This window comes from Cellulosimicrobium cellulans, assembly GCF_024124905.1.
Classification (GTDB): domain Bacteria; phylum Actinomycetota; class Actinomycetes; order Actinomycetales; family Cellulomonadaceae; genus Cellulosimicrobium; species Cellulosimicrobium cellulans_G.
Genome location: NZ_JAMXST010000001.1, coordinates 433,746 through 452,074, shown reverse-complemented (window position 1 = coordinate 452,074; position 18,329 = coordinate 433,746). Strand labels below are relative to the sequence as shown.

The following is an 18,329-nucleotide window of genomic DNA, read 5'->3' as shown; positions in this document are numbered from 1 at the left end:
CGGTGCGCCGGCATGCTGCCCTGGCGTGACCTCGCGGCGACGCGTCCTCGACGCGCCGCCGCGGGTGTCGAGGGCCGCGGGCGGGCCGCTCAGGCGGCGGCCCGGCGCGGAGGAGCCGGCTCGACGAGCACGCGGAAGTTCACCGAGCGTGCGATGAAGCAGTGGTCGTGCGCGCGCTGGTGGAGCGCGGCCAGCGACTCCTCGTCGGTCCCCGGGCCGTCGTCGACCACGACGCGGGGGTGCAGCGTGACGTCCGTGAACTGCCCCTCGCCGCCGGACTCGACGCGCATCGTGCCGGTGACGTCGTCCACGTACTCCCGCACGACGACGCCCGCCGCCGCGGCGAGGTGGAGGAACCACAGCATGTGGCACTGCGAGAGGCTCACGACGAACAGCTCCTCGGGGCTGTAGCGCGTCGGGTCGCCCCGGAACGCCGGGTCCGCGGACCCGGGCAGCGGCGGCCTCCCCTCGAGCAGGACGTCGTGGTCCCGGCCGTAGGCCGTGTAGGAGGCGGTGCCCCTGTCGCCCGCACCCGTCCAGCGGACCGTCGCGGCGTACCCGTGCTGTGCGCTCATGGCCGCCACCCTAGCGGGCGGTGGTGCAGGTCACACCACGTCTTCGCCGGGCCGCCGCGGCCCGCGCACGTCCCCTGCCACCGCGCCGTCGGTGGCCTGACCTAGGCTGGAGAACATGGCTGATCCCGCGACGTACCGCCCGGCGCCGGGGGAGATCCCCACCTCGCCAGGCGTCTACCGGTTCCGCGACGACCACGGGCGCGTGATCTACGTCGGCAAGGCCAAGAACCTGCGCGCGCGCCTGTCGAACTACTTCCAGGACGTCGCGAACCTGCACCACCGCACCCAGACGATGGTGACGACCGCGGCGTCCGTCGAGTGGACCGTCGTGGGCACCGAGGTCGAGGCTCTCGCGCTCGAGTACTCCTGGATCAAGGAGTTCGACCCGCGGTTCAACGTCAAGTACCGCGACGACAAGTCCTACCCGTACCTCGCGGTGACGATGGGGGAGGAGTTCCCCCGCGCCCAGGTCATGCGCGGCGCCAAGCGACCCGGCACCCGGTACTTCGGCCCCTACGGGCACGCGTGGGCGATCCGCGAGACGCTCGACCTCCTGCTGCGCGTCTTCCCGGTGCGCACCTGCTCGGCGGGCGTGTTCAAGCGAGCCCACCAGACGGGCCGCCCGTGCCTCCTGGGGTACATCGACAAGTGCTCGGCCCCGTGCGTCGGGCGCATCACGCCCGAGGACCACCGGGCGCTCGCCGAGGACTTCTGCGACTTCATGGCGGGTGACACGCAGCGCTTCGTGCGGCGACTCGAGCGCAAGATGAACGAGGCCGCCGCCGCGATGGAGTACGAGGCCGCGGCGCGCCTGCGCGACGACATCGTCGCGCTCCAGCGCGCGACCGAGAAGAACGCGGTGGTGCTCGGCGACGGCACCGACGCGGACGTGTTCGCGCTCGTCGGCGACGAGCTCGAGGCGGCCGTCCAGGTGTTCCACGTGCGCGGCGGGCGGATCCGCGGCCAGCGCGGCTGGATCGTCGAGAAGGTCGAGGACGTGACCGACGCGGAGCTGGTCGAGCACCTGCTCCAGCAGGTCTACGGCGCGGCCGAGGAGGCCGCGGCGGCCGACCCGGGGACCGGCCAGGGCCGGGCCGGCGTGCGCGACGTCGTCCCGCGCGAGGTGCTCGTCCCCGTCCTGCCGCCGGACACCGCGCAGGTCACGACGTGGCTCTCCGGCCTGCGGGGCGCGCGCGTCGACGTGCGCGTGCCGCAGCGTGGCGACAAGAAGGAGCTCGCCGCGACCGTGCGGGCGAACGCGGAGCACGCGCTCGCCCTGCACCGCACGCGCCGCGCGGGCGACCTCACGACGCGCAGCCAGGCGCTGCGCGAGATCCAGGAGGCGCTCGACCTCGACACCGCCCCGCTGCGGATCGAGTGCTACGACGTCTCCCACAACCAGGGCACCTACCAGGTCGCGTCGATGGTCGTGTTCGAGGACGGGCTCGCGCGCAAGAGCGAGTACCGGCACTTCACCGTGCGCGGGCCCGACGGCGACGGGGCCGCGGACGACACCGCGGCGATGTACGAGGTCATCACGCGCCGGTTCAAGCGCTACCTGTCCGACCGCTCGCGCTCGGGCGAGGTCGAGCTGGACCTCGAGGCCGACGACGTCGCGACCGGGTCCGACGCCGCGGGCCGCCGCGCGGAGCGGGCCGCGGAGGCCGCGGGGTACGTGCCGCGCAGCGGCGAGGTCGACGCCGACGCCCCCGTGGACCGGCGGGCCCGGTTCGCCTACCCGCCGAACCTCGTCGTGGTCGACGGCGGCCCGCCGCAGGTGGCGGCCGCCGCGCGGGCGCTGGCCGACCTCGGGATCGACGACGTCGCGCTCTGCGGCCTTGCCAAGCGGCTCGAGGAGGTGTGGGTCCCGGGGGACGACTACCCCGTGATCCTCCAGCGCTCGTCGGAGGGCCTCTACCTGCTGCAGCGCGTGCGTGACGAGGCGCACCGGTTCGCCATCGCCCAGCACCGGAGGCAGCGCAGCAAGGGCATGACGGCGTCCGCGCTCGACGACGTCCCCGGCCTCGGGCCGGCGCGGCGCACCGCGCTCCTCAAGCACTTCGGCTCGCTCAAGCGCCTCCGGGCGGCGAGCGTCGAGGAGATCGCGACGGTGCGGGGCATGGGCGAGCGCACGGCGCGTGCCGTCGTCGCCGCCCTGGGCGGAGCCGCCGAGCCGTCCCCGGGCGCGACCCCGGCGGAGCGGGCGCCCGCCGAGGGCGACGCGCGCCCGGACCCCGTGCAGGACGGCGTGGAGGACGGCGCGCAGGACACTCCGGTGGGCGACGGGGCCGCGGCCCGGGCGTGAGCGGCTGGCATGCTGGTGCCATGACCTCGGAGCCGACCCCGGACCTCAGCCCGCAGGGGCCGCCCGCCCGCGTGCCGGAGCCCTCGCCGACCACCGTCCCGAGCGGGATCCCCGCGATCGAGGCGGCGACCCACCCCCCGGAGGCGCGCGAGGCCGAGGTGCTGATCATCACCGGCATGTCGGGCGCGGGCCGCACACGGGCGGCCGCCGTGCTCGAGGACCTCGACTGGTACGTCGTCGACAACCTGCCGCCGCGCATGATCGTCCCGCTCGTGGACCTCATGACCCGGTCGGGCTCGACGCTCGAGCGCATCGCGGCGGTCGTCGACGTGCGCGGGCGCGAGTTCTTCACCGACCTCGTCGAGGTGCTCGACCACCTCCGCCAGAGCGGGGTGTTCTACCGCATCCTGTTCCTCGACGCGTCCGACGAGGTGCTCGTGCGCCGGTACGAGCAGGTCCGGCGACCGCACCCGCTGCAGGGGGAGGGGCGCATCCTCGACGGCCTTGCCGAGGAGCGACGCCTGCTCGCGAGCCTCGAGGAGCGGTCCGACGTCGTCATCGACACGTCCGAGCTCACCGTGCACGACCTCGCGCGCGAGGTGCGGGCCGCCGTCGCCGACGGCACCCCCGAGACGCTGCGCATCAACGTCGTCTCGTTCGGGTTCAAGTACGGGCTGCCGCTCGACGCGGACCACGTGGTCGACGTGCGGTTCCTCGCGAACCCGTATTGGATCACCGAGCTGCGCCACCTCACCGGGCGCGACGCCCCGGTGCGCGACTACGTGCTCGGGCGTCCCGGCGCGCTCGAGTTCGTCGACCGGTACGTGAGCGCCCTCGAGCCGGTCCTGGCCGGGTACCTGGGCGAGGAGAAGCGCTACGTGACGATCGCCGTCGGCTGCACCGGGGGCAAGCACCGCTCCGTCGCGATCAGCGAGGCGATCGCCGCACGCCTGCGCGCCCAGGGACAGCGCGTCATCGTGACCGCCCGCGACCTCGGCAAGGAGTGACCGGTGGTCGCCAAGCGCAACCCCGCCGTCGTCGCCCTGGGCGGCGGCCACGGCCTGTCCGCGAGCCTCTCCGCGCTGCGCCTCATGTCCGACCGGCTCACGGCCGTCGTGACGGTGGCCGACGACGGCGGGTCGTCCGGGCGTCTGCGCTCCGAGCTCGGCGTCCTGCCCCCGGGGGACCTGCGCATGGCGCTCGCGGCCCTGTGCGACGACTCGGAGTGGGGCCGCACGTGGAGCGCGCTCCTGCAGCACCGGTTCACGTCCGAGGGCGACCTCGACAACCATGCCGTGGGAAACCTGCTCATCGTCGCGCTGTGGGAGCTCCTCGACGACCCGGTCGCCGGGCTCGACTGGGTGGGCAAGCTGCTCGGCGCTCGCGGGCGCGTGCTGCCCATGGCGGCGGTGCCCCTCGGGATCGAGGCCGACGTGCGGACCGGCGACCGGCTCGAGACCGTCGTCGGGCAGAGCCACGTCGCCGTCACCCACGGCCGCATCGAGCAGCTCCGGCTCGTGCCCGCGGACCCGCCCGCGTGCACCGAGGCGGTCCAGGCCGTCGAGGAGGCGGACTGGGTCGTGCTCGGGCCGGGGTCGTGGTTCTCGTCGGTGATGCCGCATCTGCTCGTGCCCGACCTCGCGCGCGCCCTGCACGAGACCAGCGCGCGACGCTGCGTCACCCTCAACCTGTCGAGCGAGACGGGGGAGACGTACGGGCTCTCCGCCACCGACCACCTCGAGGCCCTGCACAAGCACGCACCCGGTCTCCGGATCGATGCCGTCGTCGCGGACCCGTCCGCCGTCGAGGACACCGAGCAGCTCGCGGAGGCCGCGGCGCGCATGGGCGCCCGGCTCCTCCTGCGGCAGGTGCGGCGCGGGGACGGCACGGCGCGCCACGACGCGCTGCGCCTGGCGGCGGCCTACCGGGACGTGTTCGACGACTTCCTCGGCGACGTCGGCTCGCCCGCCCGCTGATCCGCGCGCCGCGGCGCAGGGCCCCCGGGGGTGCCCGGCCCGCCGCCGCGACGCGTCGGCATCGGTGGCAGGATGTCCCGCATGGCGCTCACGGCACAGGTGAAGGACGAGCTGGCTCGACTGCGGGTGGACAAGACCTCGTGCCGCAAGGCGGAGGTCTCGGCGATGCTCCGGTTCTCGGGCGGGCTGCACCTCATCTCGGGCCGCGTCGTCATCGAGGCCGAGCTCGACACCGCGATCGCGGCGCGCCGCCTGCGCGAGACGATCGCGGACGTCTACGGGCACACGAGCGAGCTGATCGTCGTCTCGGCGGGTGGTCTGCGCAAGAGCAGCCGCTACGTCGTGCGGGTCGTGCGCGACGGCGAGTCGCTGGCCCGCCAGACGGGTCTCCTGGACCAGCGCGGGCGACCCGTGCGGGGGCTCCCGCCGCAGGTCGTCTCCGGCGGGGTGGAGGAGGCGGAGGCGGCGTGGCGCGGCGCGTTCCTGGCGCACGGGTCGCTCACCGAGCCGGGCCGGTCGTCGGCGCTCGAGATCACGTGCCCGGGCCCCGAGGCGGCCCTGGCGCTCGTCGGTGCCGCCCGCCGCCTCGGCGTCTCCGCGAAGTCGCGCGAGGTCCGCGGCGTCGACCGCGTCGTCATCCGGGACGGGGACGCGATCAGCGCGCTCCTCACGCGTCTCGGCGCGCACGAGGCGGTCCTCGTCTGGGAGGAGCGGCGTGCCCGGCGCGAGGTGCGCGGGACCGCGAACCGGCTGGCGAACTTCGACGACGCGAACCTGCGCCGCTCGGCCCGGGCGGCGGTCGCGGCGGGCGCGCGGGTCGAGCGGGCCTTCGAGATCCTCGGCCCGGACCTGCCCGACCACCTGCGCGAGGCCGGCGAGCTCCGCCTCGCCCACAAGCAGGCGTCGCTCGAGGAGCTCGGGCAGCTCGCGGACCCGCCGCTGACCAAGGACGCCGTGGCGGGACGCATCCGCCGCCTGCTGTCGACGGCCGACAAGCGCGCCGCCGAGCTCGGCATCCCGGACACCGAGGCGGGGCTGAGCCCGGAGCTGCTCGACCTCTGACCCGCCGAGCCCCGACCCGGCGCCCGGCGACCCGCCCGGCCCCTGGACGTCATGCACCGACGGGACGATGGTCCCGAACCGTGGGATCCAGGTCACATGTCGGCGTGGTGTTGGTATAGGCTCGGATGCGTCAGGTGACAACGACGTGCTCCTTCGCTGACACCCCTCGTGGGCGTGGGTGGTCCCGGCTGTCGCCGTGACGGTCCACGGGCACGGAGGGTGCTGTGCCGGGATGCCGGGCAGCGGGGCACGGGCGCGATCACCACCTGCGTACGACGGCGTACGTGATCGTTCGGCATCAACCGTGTGCGTCGGGACAACCGGCGCGCCCTGAGGAGGGCATTGTGACCATCCGCGTCGGTATCAACGGCTTCGGTCGTATCGGACGGAACTTCTACCGCGCCATCGTCGAGTCGGGCGCCGACATCGAGATCGTGGGCGTCAACGACCTCACGGACAACAAGACGCTCGCGCACCTGCTCAAGTACGACACGGTCCTCGGCCGTTTCCCGCTGAGCGTGGACTTCGACGACGACAACATCATCGTCGACGGCAAGAAGATCCGTGCGCTCGCGGAGCGCGACCCCGCGAACCTCCCCTGGGGCGAGCTCGGCGCCGACATCGTCATCGAGTCGACCGGCTTCTTCACCGACGCGACCAAGGCGAAGGCGCACATCGACGCCGGCGCCAAGAAGGTCATCATCTCGGCCCCGGCCAAGAACGAGGACGCCACGTTCGTCATGGGCGTGAACTCGGACCAGTACGACCCGGCCGCGCACCACATCATCTCGAACGCGTCGTGCACCACGAACTGCCTCGCCCCGCTGGCCAAGGCGCTCAACGACTCGATCGGCATCGAGCGTGGTCTCATGACCACGATCCACGCCTACACGGGTGACCAGAACCTCCAGGACGGCCCGCACCGCGACCTGCGTCGCGCCCGCGCCGCCGCGCAGAACATCGTCCCGACCTCGACGGGTGCGGCCAAGGCCGTGTCGCTCGTCCTGCCCGAGCTCAAGGGCAAGCTGGACGGCTACGCGCTGCGCGTCCCGGTCATCACGGGCTCGGCGACGGACCTCACGTTCACCGCCTCGCGCGAGGTCACGGTGGACGAGGTCAACGCTGCGCTCAAGGCGGCGGCCGAGGGCCCGCTCAAGGGCATCCTCGAGTACGTCGACGACGAGATCGTGTCGAGCGACATCGTCACCAACCCGCACCAGAGCATCTTCGACTCGAAGCTCACGAAGGTGATCGGCGACCAGGTCAAGGTCGTCTCCTGGTACGACAACGAGTGGGGCTACTCGAACAGCCTCGTCGCGCTGACCGCCCTGGTCGGCGAGAAGCTCTGAGCCACCTGCTGACGCAGCACATCCCTGCGTAGCACCATGCGTCCGCGTGCGCGTCCCGGCACCGCCCGGTGACGCGCACGCGGACGTCCTCATGTGCGGGCCTGGCCGGCTGCAGGCAGGCGCCCCGCACGACGGCGACAGAACCGTAGGAGACCACATGTTGACCATCGACTCCCTGGGCGACCTGCGCGGCAAGCGCGTCCTCGTCCGCTCCGACTTCAACGTCCCGCTCGACGGGACGACCATCACGGACGACGGGCGCATCCGCGCCGCGCTCCCGACGCTGAAGAAGCTCACCGACGCGGGCGCGAAGGTGATCGTCACCGCGCACCTCGGCCGTCCCAAGGGCGAGGCGGACCCGAAGTACTCCCTCGCGCCCGTCGCGGCCCGCCTGGGCGAGCTGCTGGGCGTGCCGGTGCACCTGGCGCAGGACGTCGTCGGCGACTCGGCGCGCGAGACGGTCGCCGCGCTCGGCGACGGCGAGGTCGCGCTGCTCGAGAACATCCGGTTCGACCCGCGCGAGACGTCGAAGGACGACGCGGAGCGCCAGGCGCTCGCTCAGGACCTCGCGCAGCTCGCGGACGTGTTCGTCTCCGACGGCTTCGGCGTCGTGCACCGCAAGCAGGCGTCGGTCTACGACGTCGCGCAGGTGCTCCCGTCCGCGGTGGGCGAGCTCGTCCTCAAGGAGGTCGACTCGCTGCGCAAGGCGACCGAGGACCCGGCTCGCCCGTACGCGGTCGTGCTCGGCGGCTCCAAGGTCTCGGACAAGCTCGGCGTCATCGCGAACCTGCTCACCAAGGCGGACCGTCTGCTCATCGGCGGCGGCATGGTGTTCACGTTCCTCGCGGCGAAGGGCTACGGCGTCGGCAAGTCCCTCCTCGAGGAGGACCAGATCGACACGGTCAAGGGCTACCTCGCGGACGCGGAGAAGAACGGCGTCGAGATCGTCCTGCCGACGGACATCGTGGTGGCCGACGCGTTCGCCGCGGACTCCCCGCACGAGGTCGTCGCGGCGGACGCGATCCCGGCCGACAAGATCGGTCTCGACATCGGCCCCGAGTCGGCGCAGCTCTTCGCGAGCAAGATCGTCGACGCGAAGACCGTCGTCTGGAACGGCCCCGCCGGCGTGTTCGAGTTCGAGGCGTTCTCGGGCGGGACGCGCGCCGTGGCCCAGGCCCTGGTCGACGCGACGGCCAACGGCGCGTTCACGATCGTCGGCGGCGGCGACTCGGCTGCCGCGGTCCGGATCCTCGGCTTCGACGAGGCCGGCTTCAGCCACATCTCGACCGGTGGCGGCGCGAGCCTCGAGTTCCTCGAAGGCAAGGACCTCCCGGGGATCTCCGTCCTCGAGGGCTGAGCGCCCTCCCGAACCATCCTCACGCACCGCCCGCGGCACGCCGTGCGCGCGGGCGGTGCGACCCCCACAGAGAGAAGAAGGACCGTGGCGAACAGCCGTACCCCGCTCATGGCGGGCAACTGGAAGATGAACCTGGACCACCACCAGGCGACGCACACCGTGCAGAAGCTCGCGTGGACGCTCAAGGACGCGAAGCACGACTACGCGGCCGTCGAGGTGGCCGTGCTGCCGCCCTTCACCGACCTCCGGTCGGTGCAGACGCTCGTCGACGCGGACAAGCTCGAGCTGAAGTACGGCGCGCAGGACGTGTCCGCGCACCTGGAGGGCGCCTACACGGGCGAGATCTCGGCGACGATGCTCGCCAAGCTCGGCGCGAGCTACGTCGCGATCGGCCACTCGGAGCGCCGGCAGTACCACGGCGAGACGGACGCCCAGGTCAACGAGAAGATCGTCGCCGCCGTGGGTCAGGGCGTCGCCCCGATCCTGTGCGTGGGCGAGGGCCTGGACGTGCGCAAGGCCGGCGAGCAGATCTCCTACACGCTGGCTCAGGTCGAGGGCGCCCTCGCGGGCATCCCCGCCGCGCAGCTCGCCACGCTCGTCATCGCGTACGAGCCCGTCTGGGCCATCGGCACGGGCGAGGTCGCGACGCCGGAGGACGCGCAGGAGGTCTGCGGTGCCATCCGCGGCGCCCTGGGCGACCTGTACGACGCCGACCTCGCGAATTCGACGCGCATCCTGTACGGCGGCTCGGTGAAGTCGTCCAACGTCGCCGCGATCATGGCGCAGCCCGACGTCGACGGCGCGCTCGTCGGCGGCGCGAGCCTCGACCCCGAGGAGTTCGCCAAGATCGTGCGCTACCAGTCGCACGCGACCGGCGCCTGACCTCTGCGAGACCCTCGCGCCGACGGCCCCGGGAGCGGATCCCGGGGCCGTCGGCCCCTGGCGTGAGACGCCGCCGGCCGGGGTTGGCCGCAGCGGCCCCGCGTCGCCTACTCTTGTCCCCTGTGCAGCAGGTCACGCCTGCGCACGACAACCGTGCGGTCGCGCTCGACATCGGTCGGGACGGCCCTGAGCCTCAAGGACGTACTCGTGGACGTGCTGCGCATCATCCTCCAGATCCTGCTGGTCCTCACCAGCGGCTTCCTCACCCTGCTCGTGCTCATGCACAAGGGCAAGGGCGGCGGCCTCTCCGACATGTTCGGCGGCGGGATCTCGAGCTCGGTGGGCAGCTCCGGCGTCGCCGAGCGCAACCTCAACCGGATCACCGTGTCGTTCGCCCTCGTCTGGACGGTCGTCATCGTGCTCCTGGGGCTCCTCCAGAAGGTGAGCTGACCTGCGGCGCCCCGTGAGGGCGCCGCAGGATCGACCGGGCTCGAGGAGCCGGCAGGGGGGCAGCCGCGCCGGACGGCGCGGTACGGGCAGGATCGAGTGCCGACGACGGCACGGACGGGGGAGAGCACGTGGCAGGTGGTAACGCGATCCGCGGGTCGCGCGTCGGGGCGGGGCCGCTCGGGGAGTCCGAGCGCGGCGAGATCGCGCCGCGCTTCTGGGTCTCCTACTGGTGCGCGAACGGCCACGAGACGCGCCCGAGCTTCTCCTCGGAGGCGGAGATCGAGGCGCCCGAGACCTGGGACTGCCCCCGCTGCGGGTTCCCGGCCGGGCAGGACCGCGAGAACCCGCCGACGCCGTCGCGCAACGAGCCCTACAAGACGCACCTCGCGTACGTGAAGGAGCGCCGCAGCGACGAGGACGGCGTCGCGATCCTCGACGAGGCGCTCGCTGCGCTGCGTGCTCGCCGCGGCCGCTGACCGGTCCGTCGAGCTCGGGTCGGGACCGGCTCGGCCCGTGCGCAGCGCCCGCGCGCCTCAGCGCACGCGCGCCAGGACGAACCCGTCGTAGCCCTTCGACCCCACCGTCTGCAGGGCGGTGGCGTCGAGCCTAGGGTCCGCGACGACGCGCTCGACCATCTCCCGCACCCCGAGCACGTTCGGGTCGGTGCTCTCCGCGTCGGCGACGGCGCCGCCACGGACGGTGTTGTCCACGACGATCAGCGTGCCGGGGCGGGACAGCCGGAGCGCGAGGTCGAGGTAGACGGGGTTCGACGGCTTGTCGGCGTCGACGAACACGAGGTCGAACGGCTCGACGCCCTCATCGACGAGGCCCCGCAGCGTGTCCGCGGCCGGGCCGTGCACGACGTCGACGATCCCCGCGAGACCGGCCTCGGCCAGGGACTCCCGCGCGACCGCAACGTGCGCGGCATCGATCTCGCACGTGACGAGCGCGCCGTCGGGCGGCAGCGCGCGGGCGAGCCAGATCGTCGAGTAGCCGCCGAGCGTCCCGACCTCCAGCACCCGGCGCGCGCCGGACGCGAGCGCGAGAAGCTGCAGGAACCGCCCCTGCGCGGGGGAGACCTGGATCTCCGGGAGGCCCGCAGCGCGCGCCCTCGCGCCGGCGGCGGCGAGCACGTCGTCCTCGCCCACGAGCGGCCCGAAGTACGCGTCGACCGCGTCCCACGTGACCGCGGGGTCCACGTGCTCGCCGCCGGTCGTCATCGGTCGGCGTCCCGCGTGCCCGCCGCCGCGGCGTCGACGAGCCACAGCGTGCGCTCGGTGCCCGTGACCGCAGCCGCCGGGGTCTCGGACGCCGGGGCCCCGCCGAGCGCCGACGCGACGGCCGGTGCCTTCTCCGCACCCGCGGCGACCACCCACACCTGACGGGCTCGCGCGATGGCCTCGAAGGTCAGCGTCACGCGCTCCGGCGGCGGCTTCGGCGAACCGTGGACGCCGGCGGTCGGGACGCCCGTCACGTCGAGCCCCGGGTGCCCGGGGAAGAGCGACGCGACGTGGCCGTCGGGTCCCATCCCGAGCAGGAGCACGTCGAACGCGGGCACCTCGGCGCCGTCCGGGGCGTGCGCGGCGAGCGTCGCCGCGTAGGCCGTGGCCGACTCCTCGGGGGTCGCCGCGACGTCCGCCGCGGGCATCGGGTGCACGTTCCCGGCCGGGAGCTGGGGCAGGTGGGCGAGCAGCGCGTCGCGTGCCTGCGTCTCGTTGCGGTCCGGGTCCCCGGCGGGCAGGAAGCGCTCGTCGCCCCACCACAGGTGAACGCCCGACCAGTCGACGGCGTCGCGGGCCGGGTGGCGCTCGAGCGCCGCGAGGCTCGCGATGCCGACGGTGCCGCCGGTGAGCACGACGTGCACCGGGCTGCGCACCGACTGCACGTCGAGCAGGCGCGTCACGAGCCGCGACGCGACGGCCTCGGCGAGGACGCCGGCGTCGGGGTGCACGACCACGAGGCGCCCGGGGGACGCGTGCGCGTCCCCGGGCCGGGTGGCGGTCACGCGCCCACCTTCTGCAGCCCCTTGGTGAGCACCTCGCCGTAGATCTCGTCCGGGTCGAGGCGGCGCAGCTCCTCGATGAGGGCCTCGCTCAGCGTCCGGATCGGCAGCGCGACGCGGCGGTCGGGCTTGCCCGGCTGGCTGATCGTCACGATGCGCCCGTCCGGGCGGTCGAGGATGATCGGCCCGCTCCTGCGCTCGAGCGTGACGCGCGTGATCGCCTCGGCGCCGCGACGGCGCACGACCTGCGAGGGGCAGCGCAGCCGAGAGCCGAGCCACGCCGCGAGCAGGTCGAGCGAGGTGTGCTTCGCCTGCCCCTCGACCAGGACGTTCGTCACCGGCTCGTACGGCGGCTGGTCGAGTGCGGCGGCGATGAGGCCGCGCCACAGCGTGACGCGGGCCCACGCCAGGTCGGAGTCCCCGGGGCCGTACGACGTCGCGAGCTGCGCGAGCGTCGCCTCGGGGTCCTTGGACGTGATCGAGTCGGTGATGCGGCGCTGAGCCATCGCGCCGACGGGGTCGTCGTCGACGGACGCGGGCGGCTGGCCCGGCCACCACACCACGATCGGCGCGTCCGGGAGCAGGAGCGGCATGACGAGCGTGTCGGCGTGCTCGAGCAGCGGACCCGCGGTCCGCAGCACGACGACCTCGGAGGCGCCGGCGTCGCCGCCCACGCGGATCTGGGCGTCGAGGTGCGGGACGGTGCTCCGGCCGGAGGGCGCGACGACGATGACGCGGCACGGGTGCTCGCGGCTCGCGTCGTTCGCCGCCTCGATCGACGTCTCGACGTCGGACTCGCGCGCGATGACGACGAGCGTGAGGACGCGGCCGAGCGCGATCGCGCCGCCCTCGTCGCGCAGCCGCACGAGGCGCTTGTTCACCGCGTTCGTCGTCGTGTCGGGCAGGTCGATGATCATCGCGGGGTCCTCGCCGGTCGGGAGGTCGTGCGGCCCTGCGGCGCACGACGGGGTCGGGGGGTCTCTCTCAGGGGCGCCGCGCTCCGCGGGGCCGGCGCGGGGACGGCGGCCGTCACGGGCGCCGCCACGAGCGGCCGTCCCGCGCGAGCATCGTGTCGGCCGACTCGGGCCCCCACGTGCCGGACCGGTACTGGTCGGGCGTGCCCTTGGCGGCCCAGTGCGCGGTGATCGGGTCGAGGATCTTCCACGAGAGCTCGACCTCCTCGCGCGTCGGGAAGAGCGGCGGGTCGCCGAGGAGGACGTCGAGGATGAGCCGCTCGTAGGCCTCGGGGGAGGACTCGGTGAACGCGTGCCCGTACCCGAAGTCCATCGTGACGTCGCGGACCTCCATCGCGGTGCCCGGGACCTTCGCGCCGAACCGCATCGTCACGCCCTCGTCGGGCTGGACGCGGATGACGAGGGCGTTGTTGCCGAGGTCGGAGGCCTGCGAGGTCTCGAACGGCAGGTGCGGTGCCTTCTTGAACACGACCGCGACCTCGGTCACGCGGCGCCCGAGGCGCTTGCCCGTGCGCAGGTAGAACGGGACGCCCGCCCAGCGGCGGTTGTCGATGTCCACGCGGATCGCGGCGTACGTCTCGGTCGTCGAGTCCGCGGGGATGCCGTCCTCGTCGAGGAAGCCGATGACCTCCTCGCCGCCCTGCCACCCGGCGGCGTACTGGCCGCGCGCGGTGTGCTTCGACAGCTCGCGCGGCAGGCGCACGGCCGAGAGCGCCTTGATCTTCTCGGCGCGCAGCGACGGGGCGTCGAACGACACCGGCTCCTCCATCGCGACGAGCGCGAGGAGCTGGAGCAGGTGGTTCTGGATGACGTCGCGCGCGGCGCCGATCCCGTCGTAGTAGCCCGCGCGACCGCCGATGCCGATGTCCTCGGCCATCGTGATCTGCACGTGGTCCACGTAGTTCGCGTTCCAGATCGGCTCGAACATCTGGTTGGCGAACCGCAGGGCGAGGAGGTTCTGGACCGTCTCCTTGCCGAGGTAGTGGTCGATGCGGAACACCGAGTCGGGCGGGAAGACCTCCGACACGACGGCGTCCAGCTCGCGTGCGCTCTGGAGGTCGTGCCCGAACGGCTTCTCGATGACGACACGGCGCCACGCGTCCTCCTGCGAGCGCGACAGCCCGGACTCGGCGAGCTGGCGGCACACGACCGGGAACGCGCTCGGCGGCACGGAGAGGTAGAAGGCGTGGTTGCCGCCCGTGCCGCGCTCGGCGTCGAGCGTCTCGACCGTCTCGCGCAGGCGCTCGAACGCCTGGTCGTCGTCGAACGACCCCTGGACGAACCGGATGCCCTCGGAGAGCTGGCGCCAGGTGGCCTCGCGGAACGGCGTGCGCGCGTGCTCCTTGACGGCGTCGTGCACCACCTGCGCGAAGTCCTGGTCCGCCCAGTCGCGGCGCGCGAAGCCCGTGAGCGCGAAGCCCGGGGGGAGCAGGCCGCGGTTGGCCAGGTCGTACACCGCGGGCATGAGCTTCTTGCGGGCGAGGTCGCCCGTGACGCCGAAGATGACGAGCCCGCAGGGGCCCGCGATCCGGGGCAGGCGCAGGTCGAGCGGGTCGCGCAGCGGGTTGTGCTCTGGCGTGATCTTGGCCGGTCTCACCTGGTGGCACCGTTCCGTTTCGAGGGGTCGGGAGGACTGCAGAAGGACTGAGGCGTGAGCGGGATGATACGGGCGGCCCGGACGGGCGCGCCGTCGTTCCCGCTGGTCGGACGCGTGCCCGTCGGGGCGGCCACGCGTCGGCGGGTCAGGAGCCGGCGGCGTCGCGCAGGCCGTCGCGCGTCGTGGCGAGGAGGTCGGTCCAGCTGTCCTCGAACTTGCGCACGCCCTCCTCCTCGAGGCGGTCGGTGACCTCGACGAGCGAGACGCCGAAGGACTCGACCGTCTCCAGGGTGCGGCGCGAGGCGGACGCCGTGCCGGTGACCGTGTCGCCCGTCACGACGCCGTGGTCGGCGAACGCCTGCAGCGTCGCCTCGGGCATGGTGTTGACGATCCCGTCCGTGACGAGCTCGTCGACGTACATGGTGTCGCGGTACTCCGGGTTCTTCACGCCGGTCGAGGCCCACAGCGGGCGCTGCGGGTGCGCGCCGGACGCGGCGAGCGAGCGCCAGCGGTCCGTCTGGCGGAACTCCTCGTAGGCCTCGAACGCGAGCCGGGCGTTGGCGATCGCGGCCTGGCCGCGCAGGTCGAGCGCCTCCGGGGTGCCGACCTTCTCGAGCGCGGCGTCCACCGCGGTGTCGACGCGGGAGACGAAGAAGGACGCGACCGAGCCGACGGGCGCGAGATCGATGCCGTCCGCGCGCGCCTGCTCGAGCCCGATCGCGAACGCGTCCATGACGGCGCGGTAGCGCGCGAGCGAGAAGATGAGCGTCACGTTGACGCTGATGCCCTGCGCGAGCGTGCGGGAGATCGCGTCGAGGCCGGCGACCGTCGCGGGGATCTTGATGTAGACGTTGGGCCGGTCGATGGTGGCCCACAGGCGCTCGGCCGTGACGACCGTCTTGTCGGCGTCGTGCGCGAGGCGCGGGTCGACCTCGATCGACACGCGCCCGTCGACGCCGTCGGTCGCGTCGTAAACGGGGCGCAGCAGGTCCGCGGCGGCGCGCACGTCGTCCGTCGTGATCCGCTCGACGGCGGCCTCGACCGCCGCGTCGTCCGTGCCGGCGGGCGCGAGCTCGGCGAGCTGGGCGTCGTAGGCGTCGCCCTTCGCGAGCGCCGCCGCGAAGATCGTGGGGTTCGTGGTCACCCCGACGACGCCGCGCGTCGCCACGAGGTCGGCGAGGTTGCCGGTGCGCAGCCGTTCTCGGGAGAGGTCGTCGAGCCAGATCGACACGCCCGCTCCCGTGAGCTGCTCGATGGGGCCGGGGACGGTGGGGGACTGCGTCATCGGACTTCCTCTCGGTGGTGCTCTCGCTGCGGGCGTGCGCCCCGGGCCGTGCGTGACACCCCGGGCAGCCCGAGGTGGGGCCGCGCACGGCCCCACCTCGGAATCTACGAAGGGTCAGCGCTGGTCGCCAGTGCCGCCCTCCGACGGCGTCGGCGCGGCGCCCGGGGCGTCGTCGCCGCGCGCCGCCGCGATCGACTCGCGCGCCGCCGAGGCGACGGCCTCGGACGTGATGCCGAACTCGCGGTACAGCACCTGGTAGTCGGCCGAGGCGCCGTAGTGCTCGAGGCTCACGGAGCGGCCGGCGTCGCCGACGAGCTCGCGCCAGCCCTGCGCCACGCCCGCCTCGACGGACACGCGCGCGCGGACGGCGGCCGGCAGGACGGACTCGCGGTAGGCGGCGTCCTGACCGTCGAACCACTCGCGGCTCGGGAGGGAGACGACGCGCGCCTGCACGCCCTCGCCCGCGAGGATCTCGCGCGCCTCGACGGCGAGCTGCACCTCGGAGCCGGTGCCGATGAGGATGACGTCGGGCGTGCCCTCGGTGTCGAGCAGCACGTAGCCGCCGCGGGCGGTGCCCGAGGCGTCGGCGTAGCCCTCGGTGCCGCGCGGGAACGTCGGGACGTTCTGACGCGTGAGGATGATGCCCGCCGGGCGCTCGGTGTTCTCCAGGATCGTGCGCCAGGCCCACGAGGTCTCGTTGGCGTCGGCCGGGCGGACGACGTCGAGGCCCGGGATGGCGCGCAGCGCGGCGAGGTGCTCGACGGGCTGGTGCGTCGGGCCGTCCTCGCCCAGGCCGATCGAGTCGTGCGTCCACACGAACGTCGTCGGGATCTCCATGAGCGCGGCGAGCCGCACCGCGGGACGCATGTAGTCGCTGAACTGGAGGAAGGTGCCGCCGTAGGCGCGCGTGCCGCCGTGCAGGACGATGCCGTTGAGGATCGCGCCCATGGCGTGCTCACGGATGCCGAAGTGCAGCGTGCGCCCGTACTCGTGGCCGGGGAACTTCTTGGTCGCGTGCTCGACGGGCACGAACGACGGCTCGCCGTCCATGGTCGTGTTGTTGGAGCCGGCGAGGTCGGCCGAGCCGCCCCACAGCTCGGGGAGCACGTCCTTGAGCGCGGTGAGGACCTTGCCCGACGCGGATCGCGTCGCGACGGCCTTGCCCGCCTCGAACGTGGGGAGCGCGTCCTCCCAGCCCGCGGGCAGCTCGCGCTTCTCGAGCCGGTCGAGGAGCTCGGCGCCCGAGGGGTTCGCGGTCTTCCACGCGGCGAAGGCGGTCTCCCAGGCGGCGCGCGCGTCGCCCTGGCGCTCGCCGACGGCGCGCGTGTACGCGAGCACCTCGTCGTCGATCGCGAAGCTCGCCTCGGGGTCGAGGCCGAGCTCGATCTTGAGGCCCTTGATCTCGTCCGCGCCCATGGCCGAGCCGTGGATGCCGCCGGTGTTCTGCTTGGTCGGCGACGGGTAGCCGATGATCGTGCGCAGCGCGATGATCGACGGCTTGCCGGTCTCGGCCTTGGCGGCCTCGATCGCGGCGTGCAGCGCGTCGACGTCCTCCGCGTAGCCGGTGCCGCCGTTGGTCCAGTCGACGCGCTGGGTGTGCCAGCCGTACGCCGCGTAGCGCGCGAGGACGTCCTCGGTGAACGCGATGTCCGTGTCGTCCTCGATGGAGATCTTGTTGTCGTCCCAGATGACGACGAGGTTGCCGAGCTGCTGGTGGCCGGCGAGCGAGGACGCCTCGCTCGTCACGCCCTCCTGCAGGTCGCCGTCGGACGCGATGACGTACACGTGGTGGTCGAACGGCGACTCGCCCGGGGCGGTCGACGGGTCCAGCAGACCGCGCTCGCGGCGGGCCGCGAAGGCCATGCCGACGGAGGACGCGAGGCCCTGGCCGAGCGGGCCGGTCGTGATCTCGACGCCCTTGGTGTGCTTGTACTCGGGGTGGCCGGGGGTCTTGGAGCCCCACGTGCGCAGGGCCTCGATGTCCGCCATCTCCAGGCCGTACCCGGCGAGGAAGAGCTGGAGGTAGATCGTGAGCGACGAGTGGCCCGCCGAGAGCACGAACCGGTCGCGGCCGACCCAGCGGTCGTCCGACGGGTCGTGACGCATGACCTTCTGGAACAGGAGGTAGGCGGCCGGGGCCAGCGAGATCGCGGTGCCGGGGTGGCCGTTGCCCACCTTCTCCACCGCGTCGGCGGCGAGCGCCTTGATCGTCTTGACGGCCCGGTCGTCCAGGTCCGTCCAGTCCAGGGGCGTGTGAGCAGGGGACAACGCGTTCACCGAACCTCATTCCCGTCCGGAGCGCGCGCCCCGGATCCTCGCGACAACTCGAAACAACCGTTGAACATTTCCCGGCCTCACGCCTCAGGGGGCGGGGCGGCCCGGTGCCGGTCACGTCGTCCGCGGTCCACAGGTCTCGACGAGCGGTCCGACGCGGGACGGTTGCAGGTCCAGCCTATACGCGGACGCCGTTCGCGCCCGGGCGGTGCCCACGTGCTGGATTTCGGTCGGATGTCAC

The 18,329-nt window shown here is 73.3% G+C and carries 16 protein-coding genes; 9 read left to right on the top strand and 7 right to left on the bottom strand.

Going from position 1 to position 18,329, the window contains the following annotated elements:
* Window positions 1-89 precede the first annotated feature (89 nt).
* The gene (locus NHH00_RS02135; RefSeq protein WP_253049668.1) at window positions 90-575 is read right to left on the bottom strand and encodes an OsmC family protein; all 486 of its coding nucleotides are present in this window, start codon (window positions 573-575) and stop codon (window positions 90-92) included.
* Between the two features lie 115 nt (window positions 576-690).
* Here NHH00_RS02135 and uvrC point away from each other — a divergent pair, with 115 nt between their 5' ends.
* From uvrC to NHH00_RS02090, 9 genes are all read left to right on the top strand, one after another.
* Complete coding sequence (uvrC, locus tag NHH00_RS02130) at window positions 691-2,880, top strand: excinuclease ABC subunit UvrC (RefSeq protein WP_253049666.1); 2,190 nt, start codon at window positions 691-693, stop codon at window positions 2,878-2,880.
* Window positions 2,881-2,900: 20 nt separating this feature from the next.
* Window positions 2,901-3,887, top strand: a complete 987-nt coding sequence (rapZ, locus tag NHH00_RS02125; protein WP_253049664.1) for an RNase adapter RapZ — start codon at window positions 2,901-2,903, stop codon at window positions 3,885-3,887.
* A gap of 3 nt (window positions 3,888-3,890) precedes the next feature.
* Window positions 3,891-4,856 carry a gluconeogenesis factor YvcK family protein gene (locus NHH00_RS02120; protein ID WP_253049662.1) on the top strand — a complete coding sequence of 322 codons (966 nt, stop codon included), beginning with the start codon at window positions 3,891-3,893 and terminating at the stop codon, window positions 4,854-4,856.
* 81 nt (window positions 4,857-4,937) lie between these two features.
* Complete coding sequence (gene whiA / locus NHH00_RS02115) at window positions 4,938-5,918, top strand: DNA-binding protein WhiA (protein ID WP_047232822.1); 981 nt, start codon at window positions 4,938-4,940, stop codon at window positions 5,916-5,918.
* 344 nt (window positions 5,919-6,262) lie between these two features.
* Window positions 6,263-7,267, top strand: coding sequence for a type I glyceraldehyde-3-phosphate dehydrogenase (gap, locus tag NHH00_RS02110; RefSeq protein ID WP_021481805.1), 1,005 nt, complete (start codon window positions 6,263-6,265; stop codon window positions 7,265-7,267).
* Between the two features lie 157 nt (window positions 7,268-7,424).
* A complete protein-coding gene (locus NHH00_RS02105) occupies window positions 7,425-8,624 on the top strand; it encodes a phosphoglycerate kinase (RefSeq protein ID WP_253049660.1) in 1,200 nt (399 codons plus the stop codon).
* A gap of 108 nt (window positions 8,625-8,732) precedes the next feature.
* Entirely contained in the window at window positions 8,733-9,506 is a 774-nt protein-coding gene (tpiA, locus tag NHH00_RS02100) for a triose-phosphate isomerase (protein ID WP_290444722.1), read from the top strand.
* A gap of 207 nt (window positions 9,507-9,713) precedes the next feature.
* Window positions 9,714-9,956, top strand: coding sequence for a preprotein translocase subunit SecG (gene secG / locus NHH00_RS02095; RefSeq protein WP_253049657.1), 243 nt, complete (start codon window positions 9,714-9,716; stop codon window positions 9,954-9,956).
* 128 nt (window positions 9,957-10,084) lie between these two features.
* Complete coding sequence (locus NHH00_RS02090; RefSeq protein ID WP_047232819.1) at window positions 10,085-10,432, top strand: RNA polymerase-binding protein RbpA; 348 nt, start codon at window positions 10,085-10,087, stop codon at window positions 10,430-10,432.
* Between the two features lie 57 nt (window positions 10,433-10,489).
* Here the strand turns inward: NHH00_RS02090 and NHH00_RS02085 are convergent, their stop codons facing one another.
* The 6 genes from NHH00_RS02085 to tkt all read right to left on the bottom strand — a co-directional run bounded on the left by NHH00_RS02085 (window position 10,490) and on the right by tkt (window position 18,091).
* Window positions 10,490-11,176 carry an O-methyltransferase gene (locus NHH00_RS02085; RefSeq protein WP_253049656.1) on the bottom strand — a complete coding sequence of 229 codons (687 nt, stop codon included), beginning with the start codon at window positions 11,174-11,176 and terminating at the stop codon, window positions 10,490-10,492.
* Window positions 11,173-11,961 (bottom strand): 6-phosphogluconolactonase, encoded by a 789-nt coding sequence (pgl, locus tag NHH00_RS02080; RefSeq protein WP_253049655.1) that lies wholly within the window; start codon window positions 11,959-11,961, stop codon window positions 11,173-11,175. The genes NHH00_RS02085 and pgl overlap by 4 nt, the downstream gene beginning before the upstream one ends.
* Entirely contained in the window at window positions 11,958-12,875 is a 918-nt protein-coding gene (opcA, locus tag NHH00_RS02075) for a glucose-6-phosphate dehydrogenase assembly protein OpcA (RefSeq protein WP_253049654.1), read from the bottom strand. Before opcA ends, pgl begins: the two co-directional genes overlap by 4 nt.
* Window positions 12,876-12,987: 112 nt before the next feature.
* Window positions 12,988-14,529, bottom strand: coding sequence for a glucose-6-phosphate dehydrogenase (gene zwf / locus NHH00_RS02070; protein WP_253049653.1), 1,542 nt, complete (start codon window positions 14,527-14,529; stop codon window positions 12,988-12,990).
* A gap of 145 nt (window positions 14,530-14,674) precedes the next feature.
* Window positions 14,675-15,814, bottom strand: a complete 1,140-nt coding sequence (tal, locus tag NHH00_RS02065) for a transaldolase (RefSeq protein WP_253049652.1) — start codon at window positions 15,812-15,814, stop codon at window positions 14,675-14,677.
* Between the two features lie 114 nt (window positions 15,815-15,928).
* Entirely contained in the window at window positions 15,929-18,091 is a 2,163-nt protein-coding gene (tkt, locus tag NHH00_RS02060) for a transketolase (RefSeq protein ID WP_253049650.1), read from the bottom strand.
* Between the last annotated feature and the right edge of the window lie 238 nt (window positions 18,092-18,329).